Annotated in this window: 22 protein-coding genes; all 22 read right to left on the bottom strand. The window is 55.2% G+C overall.

Features of this window, described 5'->3' with window-relative positions:
- Positions 1–5 precede the first annotated feature (5 nt).
- Positions 6–704: an arsenical resistance protein ArsH gene (gene arsH / locus GLX_RS15825; RefSeq protein WP_014095369.1), complete on the bottom strand. Its 699-nt coding sequence runs from the start codon at positions 702–704 to the stop codon at positions 6–8.
- A gap of 23 nt (positions 705–727) precedes the next feature.
- Complete coding sequence (locus tag GLX_RS15820; protein WP_014095368.1) at positions 728–2023, bottom strand: arsenic transporter; 1296 nt, start codon at positions 2021–2023, stop codon at positions 728–730.
- Positions 2023–2445 carry an arsenate reductase (glutaredoxin) gene (gene arsC, locus GLX_RS15815; protein ID WP_014095367.1) on the bottom strand — a complete coding sequence of 141 codons (423 nt, stop codon included), beginning with the start codon at positions 2443–2445 and terminating at the stop codon, positions 2023–2025. The genes GLX_RS15820 and arsC overlap by 1 nt, the downstream gene beginning before the upstream one ends.
- Entirely contained in the window at positions 2442–2795 is a 354-nt protein-coding gene (locus tag GLX_RS15810) for an ArsR/SmtB family transcription factor (protein ID WP_014095366.1), read from the bottom strand. Before GLX_RS15810 ends, arsC begins: the two co-directional genes overlap by 4 nt.
- A gap of 180 nt (positions 2796–2975) precedes the next feature.
- The gene (locus GLX_RS17780) at positions 2976–3554 is read right to left on the bottom strand and encodes a GIY-YIG nuclease family protein (protein WP_010665820.1); all 579 of its coding nucleotides are present in this window, start codon (positions 3552–3554) and stop codon (positions 2976–2978) included.
- Positions 3555–3567: 13 nt separating this feature from the next.
- The gene (locus GLX_RS15800) at positions 3568–3774 is read right to left on the bottom strand and encodes a hypothetical protein (RefSeq protein WP_007284438.1); all 207 of its coding nucleotides are present in this window, start codon (positions 3772–3774) and stop codon (positions 3568–3570) included.
- Positions 3775–3794: 20 nt separating this feature from the next.
- On the bottom strand, positions 3795–5615 hold the full coding sequence (locus tag GLX_RS15795) for a type IV secretory system conjugative DNA transfer family protein (RefSeq protein WP_007284439.1): 1821 nt from the start codon (positions 5613–5615) through the stop codon (positions 3795–3797).
- A gap of 13 nt (positions 5616–5628) precedes the next feature.
- Positions 5629–6669 (bottom strand): P-type DNA transfer ATPase VirB11, encoded by a 1041-nt coding sequence (gene virB11 / locus GLX_RS15790; RefSeq protein ID WP_007284440.1) that lies wholly within the window; start codon positions 6667–6669, stop codon positions 5629–5631.
- A complete protein-coding gene (gene virB10, locus GLX_RS15785; protein WP_010665819.1) occupies positions 6659–7792 on the bottom strand; it encodes a type IV secretion system protein VirB10 in 1134 nt (377 codons plus the stop codon). Before virB10 ends, virB11 begins: the two co-directional genes overlap by 11 nt.
- Positions 7789–8709: a TrbG/VirB9 family P-type conjugative transfer protein gene (locus tag GLX_RS15780; protein ID WP_007284442.1), complete on the bottom strand. Its 921-nt coding sequence runs from the start codon at positions 8707–8709 to the stop codon at positions 7789–7791. The genes virB10 and GLX_RS15780 overlap by 4 nt, the downstream gene beginning before the upstream one ends.
- A complete protein-coding gene (locus GLX_RS15775; protein WP_007284443.1) occupies positions 8706–9395 on the bottom strand; it encodes a type IV secretion system protein VirB8 in 690 nt (229 codons plus the stop codon). Before GLX_RS15775 ends, GLX_RS15780 begins: the two co-directional genes overlap by 4 nt.
- Positions 9392–9529 carry a type IV secretion system lipoprotein VirB7 gene (locus GLX_RS19405; protein ID WP_369689251.1) on the bottom strand — a complete coding sequence of 46 codons (138 nt, stop codon included), beginning with the start codon at positions 9527–9529 and terminating at the stop codon, positions 9392–9394. Before GLX_RS19405 ends, GLX_RS15775 begins: the two co-directional genes overlap by 4 nt.
- Before the next feature lie 71 nt (positions 9530–9600).
- Positions 9601–10521, bottom strand: a complete 921-nt coding sequence (locus GLX_RS15770) for a type IV secretion system protein (RefSeq protein WP_007284444.1) — start codon at positions 10519–10521, stop codon at positions 9601–9603.
- Between the two features lie 44 nt (positions 10522–10565).
- The gene (locus GLX_RS19400; RefSeq protein ID WP_407927275.1) at positions 10566–10865 is read right to left on the bottom strand and encodes an entry exclusion protein; all 300 of its coding nucleotides are present in this window, start codon (positions 10863–10865) and stop codon (positions 10566–10568) included.
- Positions 10866–10972: 107 nt separating this feature from the next.
- Entirely contained in the window at positions 10973–11659 is a 687-nt protein-coding gene (locus GLX_RS15765) for a type IV secretion system protein (RefSeq protein ID WP_007284446.1), read from the bottom strand.
- 16 nt (positions 11660–11675) lie between these two features.
- Positions 11676–14048: a VirB4 family type IV secretion/conjugal transfer ATPase gene (locus GLX_RS15760; protein WP_007284447.1), complete on the bottom strand. Its 2373-nt coding sequence runs from the start codon at positions 14046–14048 to the stop codon at positions 11676–11678.
- Positions 14048–14371 (bottom strand): type IV secretion system protein VirB3, encoded by a 324-nt coding sequence (locus GLX_RS15755; protein WP_010665815.1) that lies wholly within the window; start codon positions 14369–14371, stop codon positions 14048–14050. The genes GLX_RS15760 and GLX_RS15755 overlap by 1 nt, the downstream gene beginning before the upstream one ends.
- Positions 14372–14374: 3 nt before the next feature.
- On the bottom strand, positions 14375–14698 hold the full coding sequence (locus tag GLX_RS15750) for a TrbC/VirB2 family protein (protein ID WP_007284448.1): 324 nt from the start codon (positions 14696–14698) through the stop codon (positions 14375–14377).
- A gap of 3 nt (positions 14699–14701) precedes the next feature.
- Complete coding sequence (locus tag GLX_RS18305; RefSeq protein ID WP_050796931.1) at positions 14702–15412, bottom strand: lytic transglycosylase domain-containing protein; 711 nt, start codon at positions 15410–15412, stop codon at positions 14702–14704.
- Positions 15413–15470: 58 nt separating this feature from the next.
- Positions 15471–15833: a hypothetical protein gene (locus GLX_RS18300; protein WP_007284610.1), complete on the bottom strand. Its 363-nt coding sequence runs from the start codon at positions 15831–15833 to the stop codon at positions 15471–15473.
- A gap of 497 nt (positions 15834–16330) precedes the next feature.
- Positions 16331–16900, bottom strand: a complete 570-nt coding sequence (locus tag GLX_RS15735; protein ID WP_007284612.1) for a recombinase family protein — start codon at positions 16898–16900, stop codon at positions 16331–16333.
- A 1357-nt stretch (positions 16901–18257) separates the two neighbouring features.
- The gene (locus GLX_RS15725) at positions 18258–19163 is read right to left on the bottom strand and encodes a replication protein RepA (RefSeq protein ID WP_007284615.1); all 906 of its coding nucleotides are present in this window, start codon (positions 19161–19163) and stop codon (positions 18258–18260) included.
- Between the last annotated feature and the right edge of the window lie 39 nt (positions 19164–19202).

Genomic DNA, 19202 nt, shown 5'->3' with positions numbered 1-19202 from the left:
CCGGCTCACAGGCTTTCCGGGAGACGGAATTCCGTCTTCCGTTCGCTATAGCGGTCCACAAGGTAGTCGGCCCGGTCGCGCAACAGCGATGTGAACTTCATCAGTTCCTCCATGACATCCACCATCCGGTCATAGAGGGGGGACGGCTTCATGCGGTCATCGTCACCGAACTGCGTATAGGCCATTGGTACGCTGGACTGGTTGGGGATGGTGAACATCCGCATCCACCGCCCCAGCACCCGCAGGGCATTGACGGAATTGAAGCTCTGCGACCCACCCGAAACCTGCATGACCGCCAGCGTGCGGCCCTGCGTCGGGCGGATCGAGCCTTCGGTCAGAGGCAGCCAGTCGATCTGGTTTTTGAATACTGCCGTCATGTTGCCGTGCCGTTCAGGGCTGCACCAGACCTGACCTTCCGACCAGATCGAGAGTTCCCGCAGTTCCTGCACTTTCGGATGGGTCGTGGGCACAGAATCCGCTATCGGTAGGCCGGTCGGGTCGAACACCCGTGTCTCGGCCCCCAGTACCTTCAGGATACGTTCCGCCTCAAGCACCAGCAACCGGCTGAAGGATCGGGGACGCAAAGAGCCATAGAGCAGCAGGATACGCGGCGGATGGTCCACACGCGGTTGCGGTTCCAGCCGCGCGAGATCGACCCGTTCAAGATATTCGGGGTGGAGGGCCGGCAAGTCAGGTTCGGTCATTGTGATATTGGTCCATTCGTGCATTACGAGTGGCTGATCCAGGGCAACCACAGGGACAGCGCCGCGAGTGTGACCAGCAGGACGGGCGGGGTGATCGCCAGTCCAACTTTCATATACTGCCCCCATGTGACCCGATGGTTCCTGGATGCCAGCACATGCAGCCACAGCAGTGTTGCGAGACTACCAATCGGCGTGAATTTTGGTCCGAGGTCGCAGCCGATGACGTTGGCATAGATCATCAGGTCGCGTGTCAGCGGCGTGATGTCGTGAGCCTGCTGGATCGCCAGCGCCCCGACCAGCACACTCGGCATATTGTTCATGATGGACGACAGAACAGCCGCCAGAAAGCCGGTGCCGATGGTGGCCGTGAACGTCCCTTGATGACCGAGCCAGACCAGTGCGGTCGCAAGATAGTTGGTCAGCCCGGCATTGCGCAGCCCATACACCACCAGATACATGCCCAGGGAGAAGATCACGATCTGCCACGGGGCGCCCCGCAGCACCTTGCGAACAGCGATCACCCGGCCATACCCGGCGACGAGTAACAGGGTTCCGGCGGCCAGGCAGGCTACGACACAGACCGGGATATGAAACGGCGCTGTCAGGAAATAGGCCGCCAGAACGAGGGCCAGTAGCGGAAATGCCGCCCGGAATACATGAGGGTCACGAATGGCCGTGGCAGGTGCGGGCAGTTCGGCGACGGGATAGGTCGCAGGCACCTGCCGTCGATACCACAGCCACAGGACGGCAAGCGTTGCACCAAGGGCTACCAGATCGACAGGGACCATGATCGCGGCATAGCGATCGAACGCAATGCCGAAGAAATTCGCGCTGACAATGTTCACCAGATTGGAAATCACCAGCGGCAGGCTGGTGGTATCGGCGACGAAGCCCGTGGCGACAATAAAGGCCAGGGCCGCAGCAGGACTGAGGCGGAGTTGAGTGAGGATGGCGATGACAATGGGCGTGAGCAGCAGGGCCGCGCCGTCATTGGCGAAAACCGCTGCAATGGCCGCTCCCAGCACCACGATCAGCGGGAATAGCGTCCGGCCTCGCCCTTTGCCCCAGCGCACGACGTGCAGGGCGGCCCAATGGAAGAACCCGGCCTCATCCAGCAACAGCGAGATGACGATCAGCGCGATAAAGGTGAAGGTCGCGTCCCAGACGATGTGCCAGACGACGGGGATGTCGTGCCAGTGGATCACACCAGTTGCCAGAGCCACGGCGGCACCTGCCATTGCGCTCCAACCGATACCCAGCCCCCGAGGCTGCCAGATGACAAAAACGAGCGTGACAACGAAAATCAGAAGAGCCAGCATCAGGAGATCCGCTTACCGGATTCATCGACGATCTTCTCGCCATCCTCTTTGACGAAAGCACCCCGCTGCGGGTTGGGCAGGATGTCCAGAACCGCCTCGGACGGACGGCAGAGTGCCGCACCCAGCGGGGTGACGACGATCGGCCGGTTCATCAAGATTGGGTGTGCGATCATGGCATCGATCAGCGCGTCATCGCTCAGGGCCGGATTATCGAGGCCGAGTTCGTGAAAGGGCGTGCCCTTTTCCCGCAGGACCGAGCGCACCGGAACGCCCATACGGGCAATCAGACTGACCAGTTCCTCACGACTGGGAGGCGTTTTCAGATACTCAATAATGCGAGGTTCCTCGCCGCTGTTGCGGATCAGTGCCAGCACGTTGCGCGACGTGCCGCAGGCTGGGTTGTGGTAGATCGTGATGGTCATGAGCAGGATTCCCGGGATGGGCAGCAGGAGGACAGGGTCGCGATCAGGGGCGCGCAGAGCTCGGGGCTGCCCGCACAGCAGTCCCTGACGAGGAAAAGCATCAGGTCCCGCAGGCTCGGAAGACAGGCGCGATAGACGATCAGCCGGCTATGGCGTTGCGAGGTCAGCAGGTCGGCGCGGGCTAGGGTGGCGAGGTGGGCCGAGATCGTGTTCTGCGGCATATCAAGATGGCGTGCGACGTCCCCGGCGGGCAGCCCGTCCGGCTCATGGCGCACAAGCAGGCGGAAGATATCCAGCCGCGTGGACTGTGACAGGGCGCTAAGTGCGGCAATGGCAGAGTTTGTATCCATATATCTGGCTTTTCAGATATATGGATACAAGTCAAGGTATCCTATCAAGCAAACGGAGATCATGACCGTCGATTTTCTCAATTTTGCTGCTCAGATCAGACACCTCGCTTATCTTCCTAAGCCGCCGATCAACAGCCCTACTGTTACTGTATGGCTTTTTTTGATCGCCCATCACTGTCTTTACCAAAGCATCATACTCAGCGATTCCAGCCATTCGAGCGAAGCCGCTATAGGCCACGGTAGCCAGTTCACATCCGGACGCACCGCCATAATGACAGCAAGAAGCATCATAGGAACCATGAGCGCATTAAACCCGGCCGCCCGGCCAGTCGGCCGATAATGCCTTGCCAGTTTGCGTCGCCCTTTCCATCCTGATCGAAAGGGCTGACACCGACCTGGGCGAGCTGCCGCCAGCAGCAAAGATCGCGCGCGCACGCGAGAAGCAACAATGACCTCAAGGACCGACGTGACGTCCTGGACATTCGCCCGATAAAACTCGCGGGACCGGGCAAAAGCCACATGACCAAGCACCCGGTCTGCACGTCGCAGCCGCTTGGCAACCAGCATCCGATGCGCCTGCTTTTCGGCCGCTTGCGCATCAGGCACAGGTTTCTTCCACGCGACAACCAGCTCAAAGGGGCAATCCGCGCCGCCCACCCCGCGGCATCGTAACGTCGGATCTCTGGACGTGCGCCCGATCTTCACTACCCCAGGTAATGCCGGAATTTCGAGAACGTACAGCCAGCCCGCTTCAGGCATGTCAGCCTCCTAGTTACGGACTGCTTTTGGGCTTTGCACGTGGCTTGTTGCTCTCCGCCCGCTGTCCAGGGGTCTGTCCCTTTTCGCTTGTTTGCTTCCAGTAGCGATCAGCGACATTCTCACGCGATGCCGCTTTCTGCGCCTCGGCAATACCGGCCGTCTTCTGGCTTCCCTGCTGACGCGCCTTATCCCGACGCTTCTCATTGTTCGTTTCCGACATTGCTCATGTCCCCCTGACACTCAGGCCGAGATCTTATTGAACCGATTGGCCGCTATTTTTTCTCTGATTTCAGGCCGTCGAAAATAGATAGGCATCCCGCAACGCAACGGACGACCACCACGCACCACCACAAACGCTTCATCTACCCGGACATCGTTCAGCAGTTCTTCCCGTCGGATCAGCGGGCGGCTGATTTCGTGATAGCTCGTGTTCGCCCCGCGCGAACGGTTGCTCGCTTCCCAGCCTTTCCCCGACGTGCCGGTATTGCTGCCCACGGATGTCGCCATGACACCATACTGACCGAAGGTTTCTTCCAGCTCTTTCGCGGTATCGAGATCGGAGATCGCAACATATGTCCGATGTGCGGCCGCCTCGTACCATGCTCGCTTTCCCTCACGGCCCCATTGTTCTTCGAGTTGTCCGACCGACTGATAGAGCAATCTCAGGGTAATACCGTATTTGCGCCCGGCATCCCGTGCTGTTGCCATGATCCGCATAGGACCGAGACGTGCGACTTCGTCCAGAAGGAAGAGGACACGATTCCGAATATTGCCATCAGCTTCATAAACGGCATTCAGTAACGCCCCTATAATCGTGCGACCAATTTCGGGTGTGTTTTCCAAAGCCCGCAATGGCAACTGTACGAAAACATCCATCTTGCCATCGACCAGATCTGACGAGCGAAAACTGTCTCCGGACACCAGGTCCGCAAACGCAGGATTACTGAGCCAGGCTGTCTTGTCATCGGCATTGCCATACACCCCGGAAAACGTCTCATCGACCAGTCCCTTGAGCGCGCCGGCCGTCTGGCTCGCATAGGCGCACGGACTGCTCGCATGGATCGTGTTCAGCAGATTCCGCATTTCTTCTTGCGGCGTGCAGACCCCGCTTCTCAGCGTCCGCAAGGTCTTTTCCTCGGCTGGAAGGTCCGGATCAAACATCATGTGCGCCAATAAACACGTCACGAGATTGCGGCCCTGCCGGTCAAAAAACTCGTTATTGGCGTCTTTTTTGGCACCACTCTCCCGGCATATCCATGACACCACGTCCTGTATATTCGTGATTGCTTCGGGCGAACGAATGTCGATCCAGTCCAAGACATTAAAGCCAACATCTCCACCGAGCCGCAGCTCGTAGACCTGATGACCCAGCGTTTCGCGGAACGGTCGAAGCATCGGCCCCAATTCTGTACTCGGATCAAGCACCACGGCAGAGCCCGTCCATGTGGTCAGCGTGGTGACGGCCGACGTGGACTTGAACGATCCCGGTCCGGCAAAAACCAGACTGTGGGTCGATCCTGTCTCACAGGGATCTATGAGCAATGGCGCACGGCCGCCCTGTCCCCATGTTTTCGGCTCTTTAGGATGAAAGGGCACCCTTGCATGCCGGTCTTCGTCCACGCGATAGGCTTCGCCTACAACGACACCTCCATATTCAGCGGAAGGACGTGGAAAGAGCTGCCTGGCCTGCTTCATTGTCATCCAGTCCGCATAGCCATGATTCTCTGTCACGCCACGGATAGGCCGTTGCCTTCGACTGAATATGGACGGGCGCAGAGAAGGGCCGATTGCACCACGCCGGAAGATCACCGCCAGCATTACCAGCGCAACCACAACACCGCCTGCCCCCGCGCCGATCTTGAGCCATTGCACTACGATCGGATTATCCCGGCCATACAGAAAATAGAGCCACCATTGATAGAAAGGATGCTCGAACGAGCCCGATAAACCCGTTCCCTTCAGAAAAACAAAAGACGCGACAACGGTCCAAGACACAAATACCATCAGAATTCCGAGGATAATCCGGGCGATCAAGACGATCGACTTGTTTTCTGACGCCATCGTGCGCTTCCTTTCAGTATTTCGTCAGAAGATCTGCTGCTGTCTCGCCTCTACGGCGCGCATCCGCTGCCAGCCACACTTCGCCGATGGAATAGATCTCGCCTGTCGTCTCGAAGGGCACGATTACGTCAATCGCGGCGGAGAGCATGTCCACAAGAGTTTTGTCTTCTAGCGCCGCCCCCTGGGGCGAGCCCTTGATAAGCGAGAAGAGCTTCTTGAACGCCTGAACCGGATTTGCGCCATGAATGGTAGAAATCGAACCGGGATGCCCCGATACGACCTCATTGAGATATGTCCATGCGGCGTCGTCGCGAAGCTCCGCCGGCAAGATCCGATCCGGTCTCATGCGCAGACTTGCGTGCAAAAGGTCTTCCGCACTGACCGAGCTGATTCCTGTTCCCGACTTTGAATAGAGCAACCGCACATGGTTGGGGTGCGGAATAACAAGCTCTAACGTGTCTTCGATCGTTATCAGCCGCTCATGCAGCGGAATGGCCGAAATCAGCGTTCGGCCCATCGTGGTCTTTCCAGAGCCCGTCGCCCCGCACAGCAGCATGGTCATACGGTTCCGTACACACGCAGCGAGGAAGGCTTCGAAATTGCCTTCATCGTAATACCGCAGAACCTCTTCGTGCCGTTTCTCTTCGGCCTCTGTCCGTTTATCCCAGCGGTTCCAACGCGCAATGTTGTACCGCTTTGTCACGGAACTGAGGGCAGCCACACTCCCCCCTGGCCGCCGGATCGTCAGGCTCACCGTCCCCGCGGGTACGGCTGGCGGCAAACACACTTGCAGACGCTCCCCGTTTGGCAACTCGGTAGAGCACAGAGGATGCCGTTCACCCACGTCCTGTTTGCGCAAAGCTCCTGCCAGGATCGCGATGTCTTCCAGATCCGTATAGCTCAAGGGAAGAGCGTGTTGTGTAAACACACCCCTCTGCCGAACAAAAACCTCTCCGGGCTTATTAACGCAGATCTCTTCCGTCGCCGGGTCTTCGAGCCAGCCCGCAAGGGGCTGCATCAGGAAACGGAGCTGTACCGCTGCTTCATTGAGCATTGCTACCTACCGTTGGCTTCAGGTCATAGATGTCCGAGAAATCAAGATCGCGCGCGACAAAAATAGCGACCGTCTTTCCCTGTGCTTTTTCTCCAGTTGGTTGAATATTGATGTCCGCTTGCAACGCCGTATTCGCGACTGTCTGCCCGTTTGACTGGAATGAATTGAAGTATGCACCGCTATTGTTGCTACCAACCCGGGATGCCAGCTCGACCCCGGCATCGAGACCACCCTGAATCACGCTTAGAAGAATGGCGCTGCCAAAGCGCGACCACCAGTGATTGTTCACCGTCACTTTAACACCGCTCTCGCCCAGCTCACCCGTCGCGGGTGATGCAAGATCAATGATGCCGTGTTCCGGTGTCTCTGCCCGATCCCAAATCACGAATGCCCGGTCTTCACCGCGCATTAAACCGTGCTGCATCTCACCGGTGACAATCGTCCCCTTGTCCATGAGAACCACATTCCCCGTTGTGCTCCGCACATCTAGGGGAATCACACATTTCGCGTATCCGGCGAGTTGAGTGTTTAGCTTGGTCTGAAGAATGCACGGGATAATTGTCCCCTTCGTAACCAGAAAGTCCGGGTGCGGAAGCAACCGCGCGCGCGCTTCCTCCAACACTGTCGGCTTTAGCCGAACGGCCAGTGACCTATCCCCCTGCGGATCTTGTCCGGCCGGGGGCTGTGCTCCATTGACCGTCACCGTCTTGGGAGATTCCTGCGCAGACGCGGGCTGAGGTGCAGAGCTTCCCCCCGAGCCTCCTGACGCGGCAAAAATCGGGCTTTCTGCCGGCGTTACCTCGTGATGCGTTGCTTGCGCAGGCATAAAAAACCGCTGCGGAGCTTGCTGCGGCATTGGCAGATTTTGGTCTGTAAGAGCAGGTGGCGGTGTCAGCGGTGCGCTGCGCATGTGCGTCCCAGCCGCTACGACAGGCTGATTATTCTGTTCCTCTGTTTTCTTCGCTCTATCGAGAGCACGAAGCCAAATAAAACCCAGCGCAACTACGACAACGAGTATGAAAATGCCAACCTTTTGCCATGCGTTTAGTTCGCGTCGATTGTTGTTTGATACGAGAGAGCCGCCGTCGTTAATTCCACTATTGTTGTTTTGTTCGTCGCTCATTGGGCGGCCTCCTTCAGCGTGCGGACCACGTTCGGGCTGATGGTATTTGTGCCTGGGTTACGACCAACCGGATCAAATGCCTTGTTGAAGACGCACAAGACGGTGTTTCCATCTCGCAGACGCCATGCTGGGGCGAGATGATCGGCAATCATCAGTGTTCCCCACCCAGCCGGATCGTTCTTCACGCTATAATTGGCAGTCGCTTCTTTGCCGTCCGGATTGATCGTGAAAAGCGAGGGAAGACGCACATTCCCCGGAAACCGGAAAACAGTGATGTTTCCATTGTCCCATACTTCGATAGGAAGAATAGAACGATCACCCTGAGCAATGTATTTCCAATTCTTGGGACCGAAATTCGGGTCTTTTGTTTCCCGTTCCATCCTTTCATGCGCGAGCTGAAGTTCCAACTCTTTTGCTCGTGCCTCGGCCTGAGCCCGCTCCTGTTGCTGCCGGGCCAGGACGGCTGCACGACGCGCTGCGGCTTCATCAGCGGGATAAGTGAACTGCACGCTGTAGTAAACGCCGTCCGTCGCATTCGCGAGCGACGCACTTGCAACTGTCGTCACTTCAAAGACGTATCGCCGCTCGGCACCGGTATCGTTTCGTGTCAACACGATAACAGGCTGAAGGCCAAGCCCCTGTGTCGCTTTGAAGAAAAGATAGTTCCCTGCCGGGGCTGCCTTCAGATGTATGCTGTCACTCACTGCGACGCGATCGACGGTTTCATGAGGACTGAAACCAACCACCAGTGTCGCCCCCACGGCAGTCGAAAGATGAACAACCTGATCCGCTACATAAGGCACGTACCGCATTCGCGTGTCATGACGGCTGGGTAGAGGGTCTTGCTCTGCAAATGCGGGCACGACCGAAAGAGAGGTCGCTGCAAGGAAGGCAGCAACTGCGAGACGCTGAATCATACCCCATCCTCCGACGACTGATAGGACGTGACGATCACACCGCCCGGATTTGCCAAGCGGGCACTGGCCGGAAGATCCGTGACCCTCTGAATCTGCACAGTCGCGGTCCAGGTCGTCGTCTGTGGGCGCGCTCCCTCCATCGACACAATGCGCCGGAAGCGCACCTGAATGACGTTATTGCCAATGGGAGCGAGAGACAGACGTTCGGCGTCGATCTGGCCCCTTTTTCCAACCGTTACCTGTGGGCTCTTGGGGTTGGGGAAATTAAACCACGACTGATATTGCTCTCTGACTTGTTCGTTGCTCATGAGAGAAACCGTGTCATAGGCATAGCGCGCCGTGGCATATGTATAGCCCTCGCGCAGCCGAACATATTGCCACACCGCTGCATTGACGACTGCTTCGTCCATTGTCTTCGGCAAGCGTGACATGGAGATCTCGCTATCAACCGTTCCGTCCGGGCGAACCCACAACGGCATGGGCACCAGCTTTTCCAACGGCAACAGCGAAGCAACCGACCAGGCCAAGCCGACGTTAGCCAGCAATGAAATTCCTAAGCCGATCGTCAGGTACTTATTGATCTTGACGACCGCGCGCGCTCGCGACTTCTGGAAATTCTCGACCTGCTCATAATATTCCGCCATCTTTTCCTTCGGAACGGGCGGGACAAATTTCTGATCTGTCATTTATGCCCAATCTCCTTTGGCTTTTTGAGGTCCGCTTCTGTCGGTTTCCAGTGCCCCGAGTTCAGAGCAAATGTCGGTCCTTTGCATTTTGGGACCGGATCGTGACTTGCGCACGCCGATAAAACAGAGAGCATGAGTACAGAAATACTTATACGGATCTTTGCCATCCGTCTTACTCCCCTAGTAATGTTAAAACTTAACTTAGTTATTTATTAGAAGACTTCCTGCCGATGTTGGCCCCTGCCTTTGCGACAGTCCCAACACCACCCGTTGCGCCGCCAATGATTGTATTCAGGATTGCCCCAGCAGGATTGAGCGATACTCCCCCGCCGATAAAAGCAGCAGCAGCCGGCAACGAAATAAGAATAAAGGTCGATACGGCAATAAACATCGCCGTCTGTTCCATAATCTGAATGGCAATACCCGGCGTTCCCGCAGCAGAAACTGCATTAAGATTACAGGCCAACATATAAGTCCGTATGCCTGTCGCCACGATTATCATCGTAACATCAACAAGCAATGACAGGAGAGCGAGGCCCACCAGCTTTCCTATCCATCGTTCGGAAATATTTCTTGTCGCATCGAATAGGAAACCTGCAATGACGAATGGACCGAGAGACAGAATCACCGCAGTCATGAGGCTTGAGCAGATGTAGATGGCAAAAGCTATTGTCAGCATCGCACCATCTGCGATCGCTATCATTGCCAGCTCAATCAGATCGACAACCTGAAACCAATGAAGTTGCTTATCTATTGTTGCCGAATAATTGACGAGGCTGTTCCAGATGTCGTCCAGCAATTTAGGTGTCGAAGCCGTAGAGCTGGATACCGAACTCGCAGCCCAAGTCGGAAGCACAGTCTGGAAAAGATTCACGACGTAACCGTTGTATATGCCAGCTTCCAAGATGAATGCGGAAACTAGCGTCACCCGAATAATCCTTGATATGCCGCGTCTGGCATCCAGATCACCACGCATGACGAGTACGCCCTGGACAATCACCCACAGAACAATCAACGCCGTGAACGGGGACGCCACAGCAGACAGTCCTTGGCTGATGACATTCGATGTCCCGGTCGAAAAAGCTGTCCGTAGGCTTGTGTCGAAGTCTTCAAATGGCGTCGTCATAGTCTTTACCCCGCGTCAACGGCGCACCGTCTTTAAGTTCACGTCTATTGCCGACCGCTTCCCTTTTTGTTGGCTGCCGAGGCTGCGTTTCTTGCTGCGCTACATACGGCGGCCGGGGGAGGATGGTTCACCCCGCACAAAGCCAGCACGATGTCACGCTGCCGCTTGTCCACGTAATAACCCGGCTGCGTCATGTCGTCCGTTGCTGGCTGGGCCGGGGCTTCGGCACCTGTCTCAGCCGCAACGGCATTCCTACAATCCGGATAATTCTCATACGTCCGGTCGTTCATGCACTCACGGTTTACCTGACGCCGTTCGGCCGCGTGCGATGAATACCATTCCACTGTATGCTCCGCGGCATTGGGTAACGGGTGAGCAGAAGCCACACCACTCGCAAGCACGCCCAAAGATGCCACAACAAGGGTCTTGTAACCGTTCACAGCATATCCCTTCACTGGATGGCCGCAGGGAAATAAGCAGCGGTCGCTTCGTCGTCCTTCCGCGCCGCCTCTTGCTCCTGCAATTCCTGATTTCGGATCTGCGCCATAGAGAGAGTCTGAAGATTTTGGGCCGCAGCCGCCTGTGCCTGGATGGCCTGATTCTCGACGGCTATCCGACCGTTAATCGTGCTGACCTGCGTAATATCCTTTGCGTTCGACAGTTCCTGCTTCATTTCATCAAGCGAAGCGAGGCGCTGGTTAATAGAATCAAGGTTCTGCGCTGCTATACCTTGAATGTTTGCTAAAGAAGTTTCTCTCTGCTGATATGACTGCGCAACTGGATCTGTTCCCGTAGCTGAATACCTGTTCAGGCTCATAAATGACTGACCATAGCTATTCAGTGTATTGGTTGCTCCCGTGATCTGACCGGTTGCTTGTGTAACTGTCGGCAGAGGATTTTGCAGATTGGCGCTGTTGAAAGTCGTCAGCATCCCCGTTGCAACATTCGGAATGTTCTGAAGGAGCTGATATTGCGCTTGTAGCTGCTTCAGCTCGTCCATCATCTGATTGATTTCATTTGTGGTATTGGTGACGCTTTGCGCAATGCTTGCATTATCAAATACAGCTACCTGCGCATGGGCGGCATCCGCTCCAATGAGAGAAAACCATACCACTGCAACCAGACTATATGCCTTCATCGTGCCCTCCCTCGCCTCAGTCTTTCGCTTCGTGGTAACGGGCCATGAAATGGTCGAGCCACTGGCTCGGATCGGCCCCGTATTCTGCCCTCAACCGTTCGGCAAAATTCGCTCGATTGGCGCGGCCGGACAGTACCGCGATGTATTCCGGCATGGAGGACAGATCGAATTCACAAATGACGCTGCCGTTTTCCCGCTTCATGAGAAACCGTTTGGGATCACCCACCATCCCTTCCCGTACAGCACGATACTCGCCCTCGGTGCAGCTTAGTCCCGTGATGTAGGCGTGCCGGTCAGCCGTGGGAGACGGGTAGAGAATCTTTGTCATGCACTGCGCAACGAGCGACGAACCCAGCTTTGATTCCAGAACGTGCTCCGGCTGTTGTGTCGCCAAAATCAGCATCCCGTTGTTTTTACGAACGGTCAGCAGGAACTTGTCGATTACAGCGGCAAATTTCGGGTCCAAAAGATAGGCCCTAAATTCATCGCAGCTCATAAGAAAACGTCGGCCGTCAACCACCTTCTCGATCCGATAGAGCAGATACGCAGCCGTCGGGGCGCATATTTCGTCATGATCGAGAAAAGCCGTCAGATCGAAGCCTGTTATGGCACTCGACAGATCCACTTCATCGGTTTCGCCGTCGAACAGCCATCCCAATGCGCCGCCTCTGCACCAGCGTTCCAACCTGGCACCAGCTCCCTCTTCTGGCCCGTGCATCAAGAACTGGCGCAATCCAGCAAGTGAGCGCATTTCGACGGGATAGGACATCTGCCGTTCGATCCCCCGTTGCAGTCGCTTTGCATCTTCTGACGAGACCGTGTCCTTGCCGTCACTCTCAATCAGCCCGGTGAGCCACTGCCGCAGAAACTCCCGATCCTCGGGCGTGTTCGTCAGGCCACGCAACGGCGCAAGGCCGCAGGAAACACCACGCTTGAGAACAAGATACGTGCCACCAGTAGCAAGGACCAGAAGCTGCCCTCCCCGATCCTTGTCGAAGAATACGACGGCACCGTTCACCTCAGAGAGCGCCTGTTCCATCATCGCCATAATGAATGTCAGCAGGGTCGTCTTGCCCGAGCCGATCGGGCCAAAGATCGCCGTCATGCCCACATCCTTGACGTGAGGCACATAATCGTAAGACGTCGCACCATCCGTCCGAAAACGGGCGATTGCCGTGCCCCAATGGCCTTCGCGTGCTCCTGCCGGAAAATTGTCAAAGGTCGAAAAGCAAGCAAAATTATTGCTGTTGATAGCGCCGGGACGGGTGCGGTACTCCCAATTTCCGGGCAACTGTGACCAGAATGCGGCCTCTAGGCCGATACCTTCCTGTACGACTACTGCACCGGCATCGGTCAGCCGTGCCCGCGCACGAGCAGCATTATCGCCTAGCTGCGCAAGGGTATCAGCATAAACTGCCAATGAAAGATGATGCGATCCGAAGACAAATTCATTCGATATGAGCTTATCTACGGCATCCGTGAGCTGGTCGATCTGGCTGGTCGCCTTGTCACCTGCGCTTACCATCTGATTACCCTTCAGCGTCAGCTTTTCATCAGCCTGTGAGCGTGTCAGAAAGCCAAAGGACTGACTTACCACGAGGGGAAAACCCACACTGAGCAGGGCATTCAACATTCCGGGCCTGGTCTTGGCCGGATATTCACGGAACGAAAAAATGCCACCGACATAGCTCCGATCCAGAGAACGAACTTCGAAGCCACGTTTGCCGCAGATTACCCGATCCGTGTAAATGGACGCTCCAAGATGTCCCGATACAACCGGGACAGGCATCCAGCGTGCAGAGATGATGAGACGCAACGCCTCGCCGATTTCAGTGAAGACGACATCATCATGCTCACGCAGCCCCAGGCGCCGCACGCTATAATTGTCGAGAGCAGACGAAACGATCTGCCAGACATCTTCAAGCTGCCTGACTGTCGCGTCACTGGCCTCTGTCGCCTCGCCTTTACCCACCCGAAAGAGCTTGCTGCCCATCTTGCCGAGTGCATTCCGGGGAGTCACCACAACAGAGAGAAAATAGTCGTTTCTAAACAAACGATCTTTTAGAACTCTTCTATTGTAATCTTCATGAAGTCTCGACGCAAAATCTGACCTAAAATGCGTCTTTGGCAATCCCGGCACATCCGAATGCCGTACCATGTGAGTCGTAATTGTTACGTTATCATCGGAGATATTCCGAAGGACAGTATTCATATTGCGCTTGCGGCCATTACGGACGACAGTATCTTCCAGCTCGAAGGGAACGCCTTTGACGTAGCCCATTGCCATAACTGATCCATCACGAAGCAGAATGACATTTTCCGTAATGTGCCCAACATACGGAAGATAAATCTCACCTGAGCGTTCGCCATAACCGGGATTGCCAAACATCACACGATGCCCCTCCCCCGTTTATGAACCTTCAGCGGATTTGGGCTGACAGATGCCCCGCCCCACAAGGAACTATCCAAAGAACGTCCGGCCGTCTTCAAAAACAAAACTACCACGCCAACCGCATTATAGTCTCTCGCGACAAGTATTCGCGATCCGAACCAAAGCGGAACCATTACTGCTTCATATAGTGGGTTTTGAAGAAGGACCATTATGAGCCCAATCATCGTCAGCAATAGTGCAGCTACCGGCAGAGGGACCCCTGCCAATAGCGCCGGACGGGTTGCTGCAAGAAAGAGGGTGTCTTCTTCCAATTTTTCCATGAGTCACCCGGTAACCATGGACCCGAGATAGGCCGCGCCAAACATTAAGAGGATACCGCCAACCATTCCGGCGAATATACCCAACGAAAGACGGCCGAATGCCAGCATCAATCCGGCAGCCGCGAGTACGACGACAGCAATGCTCTTGCCGAAATCACCCAAGATGAATGTGCAGATATTGTTAATCATCTGTGTGGGCGTTGAACCACCAGAAACAGTCTGTGCATGGGCCACTGCCGGAAGAACAGATAGAAAAACCACCCATGCAACCAGACCCGCCTTCAAGCGTGGACTACGAACTGCAACGTAATGACTGGACGACAGCATATCTTATTCCTTGCTCAGTTGAGGAAAAACGGCCGAACCATCCCTAGCCTGGACAAACAACACCGCATCTGAAGCCCGAGGATCATTTCCTTTTTTCTTGGTGTCAGACGCTGTGCTGTATTCGAAGCTGCCCCACACGTCCCACACCGGGGGGGCGTTTGGATCAGTAGGAACAGCAACCTGTTGCGGCTGGGGAGCGGCCGGCACGCCGCTCTGACCCATGCCTACATCGAGCGCAGGAACAACCTTGCGGGCAGATGCTTCCACCTTGCCCACATAGCCATTCGTAAAGCCGCGCTGTGCATCTCCGGTATTGTATCGGGAGATTGTTACCCGAAGCGCCTTCTGCTGCGCCTCGTGGCTCTCACCGCCAACATAGGTATCGGATAGGATAATCGACGCCGCACCTATCGAAACACAGGGGTCAAACGCATCCTGAACCCGTAATCCAAGAGCGGGCAGGTTATGCGAATTGATCTGCATAAGCCCAAGATCGACCGAATGGCCGATCGAGATCAGTCGGCTTGCCAGCTCCGCAGCTTCGGCATCTGTTTCCAGATTGAACGCTTTTTTCGTGTTGTTGTCGTGAACCAGAAATGGATCAAACCCTGATTCAGTCTGCGCGATCGAGGCCAAAGTAATAGGCGCGACATTCGGACCGCATTTCAGCGCGAGCTGTCCGAAATCCTTTATTGCCAAAGGCTGCGCGCACACTTCGCCCGCTGCGAGCGGTAATAATAACGCGGCAGCAGCAAAGTGTGCGGTTTTTAGATTACTCTTTGTCGCCTTCCGACGTGACCATATCTGCGGGATGGTCGCCGAGATCTTCAGGAAGGACGCCCACGAACGTATGAAGCGCGTTGTCGCCAGACGGATAAATCGTGATCCGTCCGTCGTAGCCGATGCTGCGGATGGTCTTATAGAGACTGCCGAGATTCTTGTACGTTCGTACGCCTTCGGTTCGGAACCTGGAAAGAATCCTGAACGTGCGGCTTTGTGTCCAGTCCGCTCGGAAATAGACCACAAAGACCGGTCCTTCATCGCTGTCCGGTCGTGCGACGATGAAAACGCCCAAAATTTTCCCGCCGTCCCGAAGTCCGACCTTGATGTCTGCCAGCTCGAACGGTTCCAGCAAGTGACAATCCCCCTTCCTACAATAGCCTTCTCCTGAACGCGGAGAGGCCCAGCAGGAAAACAAACCGGGGCGTTAAGTTTTGGCAAGGCCGAAGAATTTCGCATGGCAAGGACGAAACCTCTCGTTTGAGACACCCGATCGTCAGCGATCTGACCGCATCGAAATATCTTGCCTTGTAGAAATATCGAATTTTTCTCACGAGCCGCAACAAAAAAAGCCTTGGTCCGAGAAGTCGTTCAGGCTGATGAAATGATCTCGAACAGCGGTAATCCGTGGAAATTTAGAACAAATTACGTTCGACTTCTGTCGAACATAACGGAATTGTGACAAATGTAAAGAAAACGATCAGGCGTGAACGACGATATTTGTTATGTGGGATTTTCACTTTTTTTCGTGGCAAAAATGGTGCTGAAATGCCGTTCATGCTCAAAATAAATTTGTATCACTTTGTATATTCGTACTGATATTATAAATACGGAAAAAGGCGTTATAAACGATTATTCCACGTTTCGTTTGATGGTTCTGTATACTGTTGGGCGAGAAATAGAGAATACATCAGCTAAATCACTGATAGAATACTCACCAGTTTCGTGCATTCTGCGTAATTCTTGCTGTTGCCTTACGCTAAGTTTTGGCTTTTTGCCTTTTAGTTTACCTTTTTGTTTGGCAATTAACATGCCCTCGCGTGTTCGCTGTCGCACCAAATCGACTTCAAACTCGGCAAATGTTGCCAAGACGTTAAAGAACATCTTGCCCATTGGGTCAGTCGGATCATAGACGTTCGAGCCGATTGCCAGCTTCGCCCCTTTGGAGGTCAGCATTTCGGCAATGCTTCGCGCATCGGGAACAGATCGGGCGAGGCGATCAAGCTTCGGCACGACAAGCGTGTCACCCCGCCTTACCGCAGCCAGTGCCTGGTCAAGACCCGGCCGCTCCCGCTTCGTGCCAGAATATCCAAAATCGACATAGATGCGATCTTCATCCACCCCGAGAGTAGCGAGGGCAGCGCGTTGCGCGGCCAGATCCTGTGTGTCCCGTGAGCAACGGGCGTAACCGATCAGCATCATGTAACGTAAAGCCCCCCTCTATTGAGATTATTACCGTACCACCCTTATGAGACGAACTTTGTGTAGGGTTTTCGTTCCGCTGTCACGTCTTTTGAAAGTGTCCGTTTAACGATCGTCTTATGAGACACTATTTTTAAGAGGAGAACGGCATTGTCGTACCGGCCCGCCCTCACCGCTGCTGTTTCCCAACTGGTTTCACGTTTGAATGTCTGCCTGGTGTCAACAGTCCGAACGGTATTGCCAGCGAGCTCGTCCAAAAATGCCGCGTGGCCTCATCCAGATTATTTCACCAGCCCATGCCGGCGCGGTCATAGTCCGTCGGTTCGCGGCTAATATCCTCGGGTGTCATGTCGATAACCCTCTAGACGGAGACGATCGTCTTGGTGGCCTCACTGTCCAGACGATGACCCTGCCTAGGGGGAGAGTATCCCGCGAAAAAACAGACTCGCATCAGAACGGCTTATAGGCCGGATATGACCATGTGCTGCTTCCTGGGCACTATCTGAGTAAGAAGATCATGAGGGCTCGTTTCCACCGCGGAACCCCGTTCGATCGCATACGATCAGCGAGCACCCGATCAGTCGCGAATGTGTTCTTGAACATCGGGGAGACAGCTAATCGCTTAGCGACAGCGGCTTTCTCGCGTCGCAGTCGTTTTCGCTCCCTGATAATCAGGATGTCTCTCAGAAAACCCATTCTTCGTTTCCTCCTAGGTCTGCGCATAGCGCCGCGCCGAAGGCGAGCGGCGCCCTCCCCTTAAATCTATCAAAAAAAATCTTATTGAAGTTGTCCGGTGGACTTGTGGTCAGAGCCGGAGCGTGTGGGCAGGTCGAAGAGCTGTCCACACGCTTCGAGCGTTCGCCCTTGGGCGACTGTCCACAAATCCACCGGAAAACCGCAGGCAACTACCGGAAAAACCTATCGGTTTATTTATCGGGAATCATACCGGTTTTAGGGGGGTGGTGATTGCACCGTCCTTACGGGTGGCGATTGCACCGTCTTTTGGGGTGGTGATTGCACCGCATCCGGGTGGCGATTGCACCGGGATAACTTTTTTATCCACAGAGGCGAGCCTTTCTCCAAAAAGGGTGGCGATTGCACCGTGTTTTTGGTGGCTGTGAGGCGGATAAAAGGGGTGGTGATTGCACCGTCTTTCCTGCGGAGATCCGCTTGGAAAAAGGGTGGCGATTGCACCGTCTGTTTCTGAGGACGAATCGGACGCAAAGGGGTGGCGATTGCACCGCACCGAGGATGTCGGAATCGCTCCCAAAAGGGTGGTGATTGCACCGTGATAAACCGGGAGACACGCTGTCCAAAGGGTGGTGATTGCACCGCCCATTATACCCGAATTTTTGAGTTAAGCCTCTGACCCAATTACTTTTTGAAAAGAGACAACGGTCTGTCGCGGGACAGGGGGTGGCGATGCGATCAGCCTCAGACCCGTTCGAACCTGTTCTAGCTTCGCATCCGGATAAACAGCCGAAACCTGTCGCAAGGCTATCAGGAATGCCTTCTTGAAATTCTTGTCGTCCGTATATTCCTGCCCAAACTGTAGCCGAAGGTTGGACCAGGTGAGCCGTTCGCCAGATCCCCGCACGCGATGAAGCCGATGGGCAAGCCACGTATAGATGTCGAGTGCCAGTGCGGAATGCTGCAAGCCCTCAAGTGCACGAGGATCAAGGGGGACGGCGTTTTCTTTTAACTCGTGCCAGAATTTCTCGGACAGTTCGATTGTGCTGTCTTTAGCGAGATTTTTGGTCCACGCATCGAATTCGTCTACCGGTCGGGCGTTCAGATTGCGCGACCCGTAACCGAGCTTCATTTCACAGGCGCACAAGGCGTTCATCTGTGCCCTGAATGCCTCACGGGATGGGCCGTTTTGGCTGATGTTCAGCCGTTTCATGAATTCGCTGATGGTCCGGCCGACCGCGACAGTGCGCGATTTGGTCCGGATGGCTTCGGTACTGATATGGAAGAGGGCCAGGCGCGGCTTTGTCCCATAAGGAACGAAGAGCTTTTCCCAATGACCGTCGTTGTACATTTCGCCGGCTGTAATGAGCAGGGACGCCTTGCCATTGTTTCGCTCGAAGCGCGTTTCCTTCGTCCTTTTGCGGGGGAGCCCGACTTGGCAGAGGACCGTGTGCATGAACTCAATGTCGTCAGGCGGTGTTGCCTGGATTTCGGCCGAGAGCTGGATGACGCGCGCGGTTGTCGGAGAAAGCACAAGCTCACTCTGTTCAGGCGGTGATTTGCGTTTGCTCATTCGTCCGATCCCTCTCTTCCCTGCTACGTTGTTCAGCAT

Origin of the sequence: Komagataeibacter medellinensis NBRC 3288 (genome assembly GCF_000182745.2) — a bacterium.
GTDB classification, from domain to species: Bacteria; Pseudomonadota; Alphaproteobacteria; order Acetobacterales; family Acetobacteraceae; genus Komagataeibacter; species Komagataeibacter medellinensis.
This window is presented reverse-complemented; position numbering and strand designations above follow the sequence as displayed.

Bases quoted from the DNA above. Each gene is read 5' to 3' on its own strand.
- GLX_RS15795 (WP_007284439.1), bottom strand. From the start codon at position 5,615: ATGGCGTCAGAAAACAAGTCGATCGTCTTGATCGCCCGGATTATCCTC.
- GLX_RS19405 (WP_369689251.1), bottom strand. From the start codon at position 9,529: ATGCTCTCTGTTTTATCGGCGTGCGCAAGTCACGATCCGGTCCCAAAA.
- GLX_RS15755 (WP_010665815.1), bottom strand. From the start codon at position 14,371: ATGGAAAAATTGGAAGAAGACACCCTCTTTCTTGCAGCAACCCGTCCG.
- GLX_RS15775 (WP_007284443.1), bottom strand. From the start codon at position 9,395: ATGACAGATCAGAAATTTGTCCCGCCCGTTCCGAAGGAAAAGATGGCG.
- GLX_RS15735 (WP_007284612.1), bottom strand. From the start codon at position 16,900: ATGATGCTGATCGGTTACGCCCGTTGCTCACGGGACACACAGGATCTG.
- GLX_RS15810 (WP_014095366.1), bottom strand. From the start codon at position 2,795: ATGGATACAAACTCTGCCATTGCCGCACTTAGCGCCCTGTCACAGTCC.
- GLX_RS15800 (WP_007284438.1), bottom strand. From the start codon at position 3,774: ATGTCGGAAACGAACAATGAGAAGCGTCGGGATAAGGCGCGTCAGCAG.
- GLX_RS15725 (WP_007284615.1), bottom strand. From the start codon at position 19,163: ATGAGCAAACGCAAATCACCGCCTGAACAGAGTGAGCTTGTGCTTTCT.
- virB11 (WP_007284440.1), bottom strand. From the start codon at position 6,669: ATGCTCAATGAAGCAGCGGTACAGCTCCGTTTCCTGATGCAGCCCCTT.
- virB10 (WP_010665819.1), bottom strand. From the start codon at position 7,792: ATGAGCGACGAACAAAACAACAATAGTGGAATTAACGACGGCGGCTCT.
- GLX_RS15765 (WP_007284446.1), bottom strand. From the start codon at position 11,659: ATGAAGGCATATAGTCTGGTTGCAGTGGTATGGTTTTCTCTCATTGGA.
- GLX_RS15780 (WP_007284442.1), bottom strand. From the start codon at position 8,709: ATGATTCAGCGTCTCGCAGTTGCTGCCTTCCTTGCAGCGACCTCTCTT.
- GLX_RS15820 (WP_014095368.1), bottom strand. From the start codon at position 2,023: ATGCTGGCTCTTCTGATTTTCGTTGTCACGCTCGTTTTTGTCATCTGG.
- GLX_RS15760 (WP_007284447.1), bottom strand. From the start codon at position 14,048: ATGTTTGGCAATCCCGGTTATGGCGAACGCTCAGGTGAGATTTATCTT.
- GLX_RS17780 (WP_010665820.1), bottom strand. From the start codon at position 3,554: ATGCCTGAAGCGGGCTGGCTGTACGTTCTCGAAATTCCGGCATTACCT.
- GLX_RS15770 (WP_007284444.1), bottom strand. From the start codon at position 10,521: ATGACGACGCCATTTGAAGACTTCGACACAAGCCTACGGACAGCTTTT.
- GLX_RS15750 (WP_007284448.1), bottom strand. From the start codon at position 14,698: ATGCTGTCGTCCAGTCATTACGTTGCAGTTCGTAGTCCACGCTTGAAG.
- arsH (WP_014095369.1), bottom strand. From the start codon at position 704: ATGACCGAACCTGACTTGCCGGCCCTCCACCCCGAATATCTTGAACGG.
- arsC (WP_014095367.1), bottom strand. From the start codon at position 2,445: ATGACCATCACGATCTACCACAACCCAGCCTGCGGCACGTCGCGCAAC.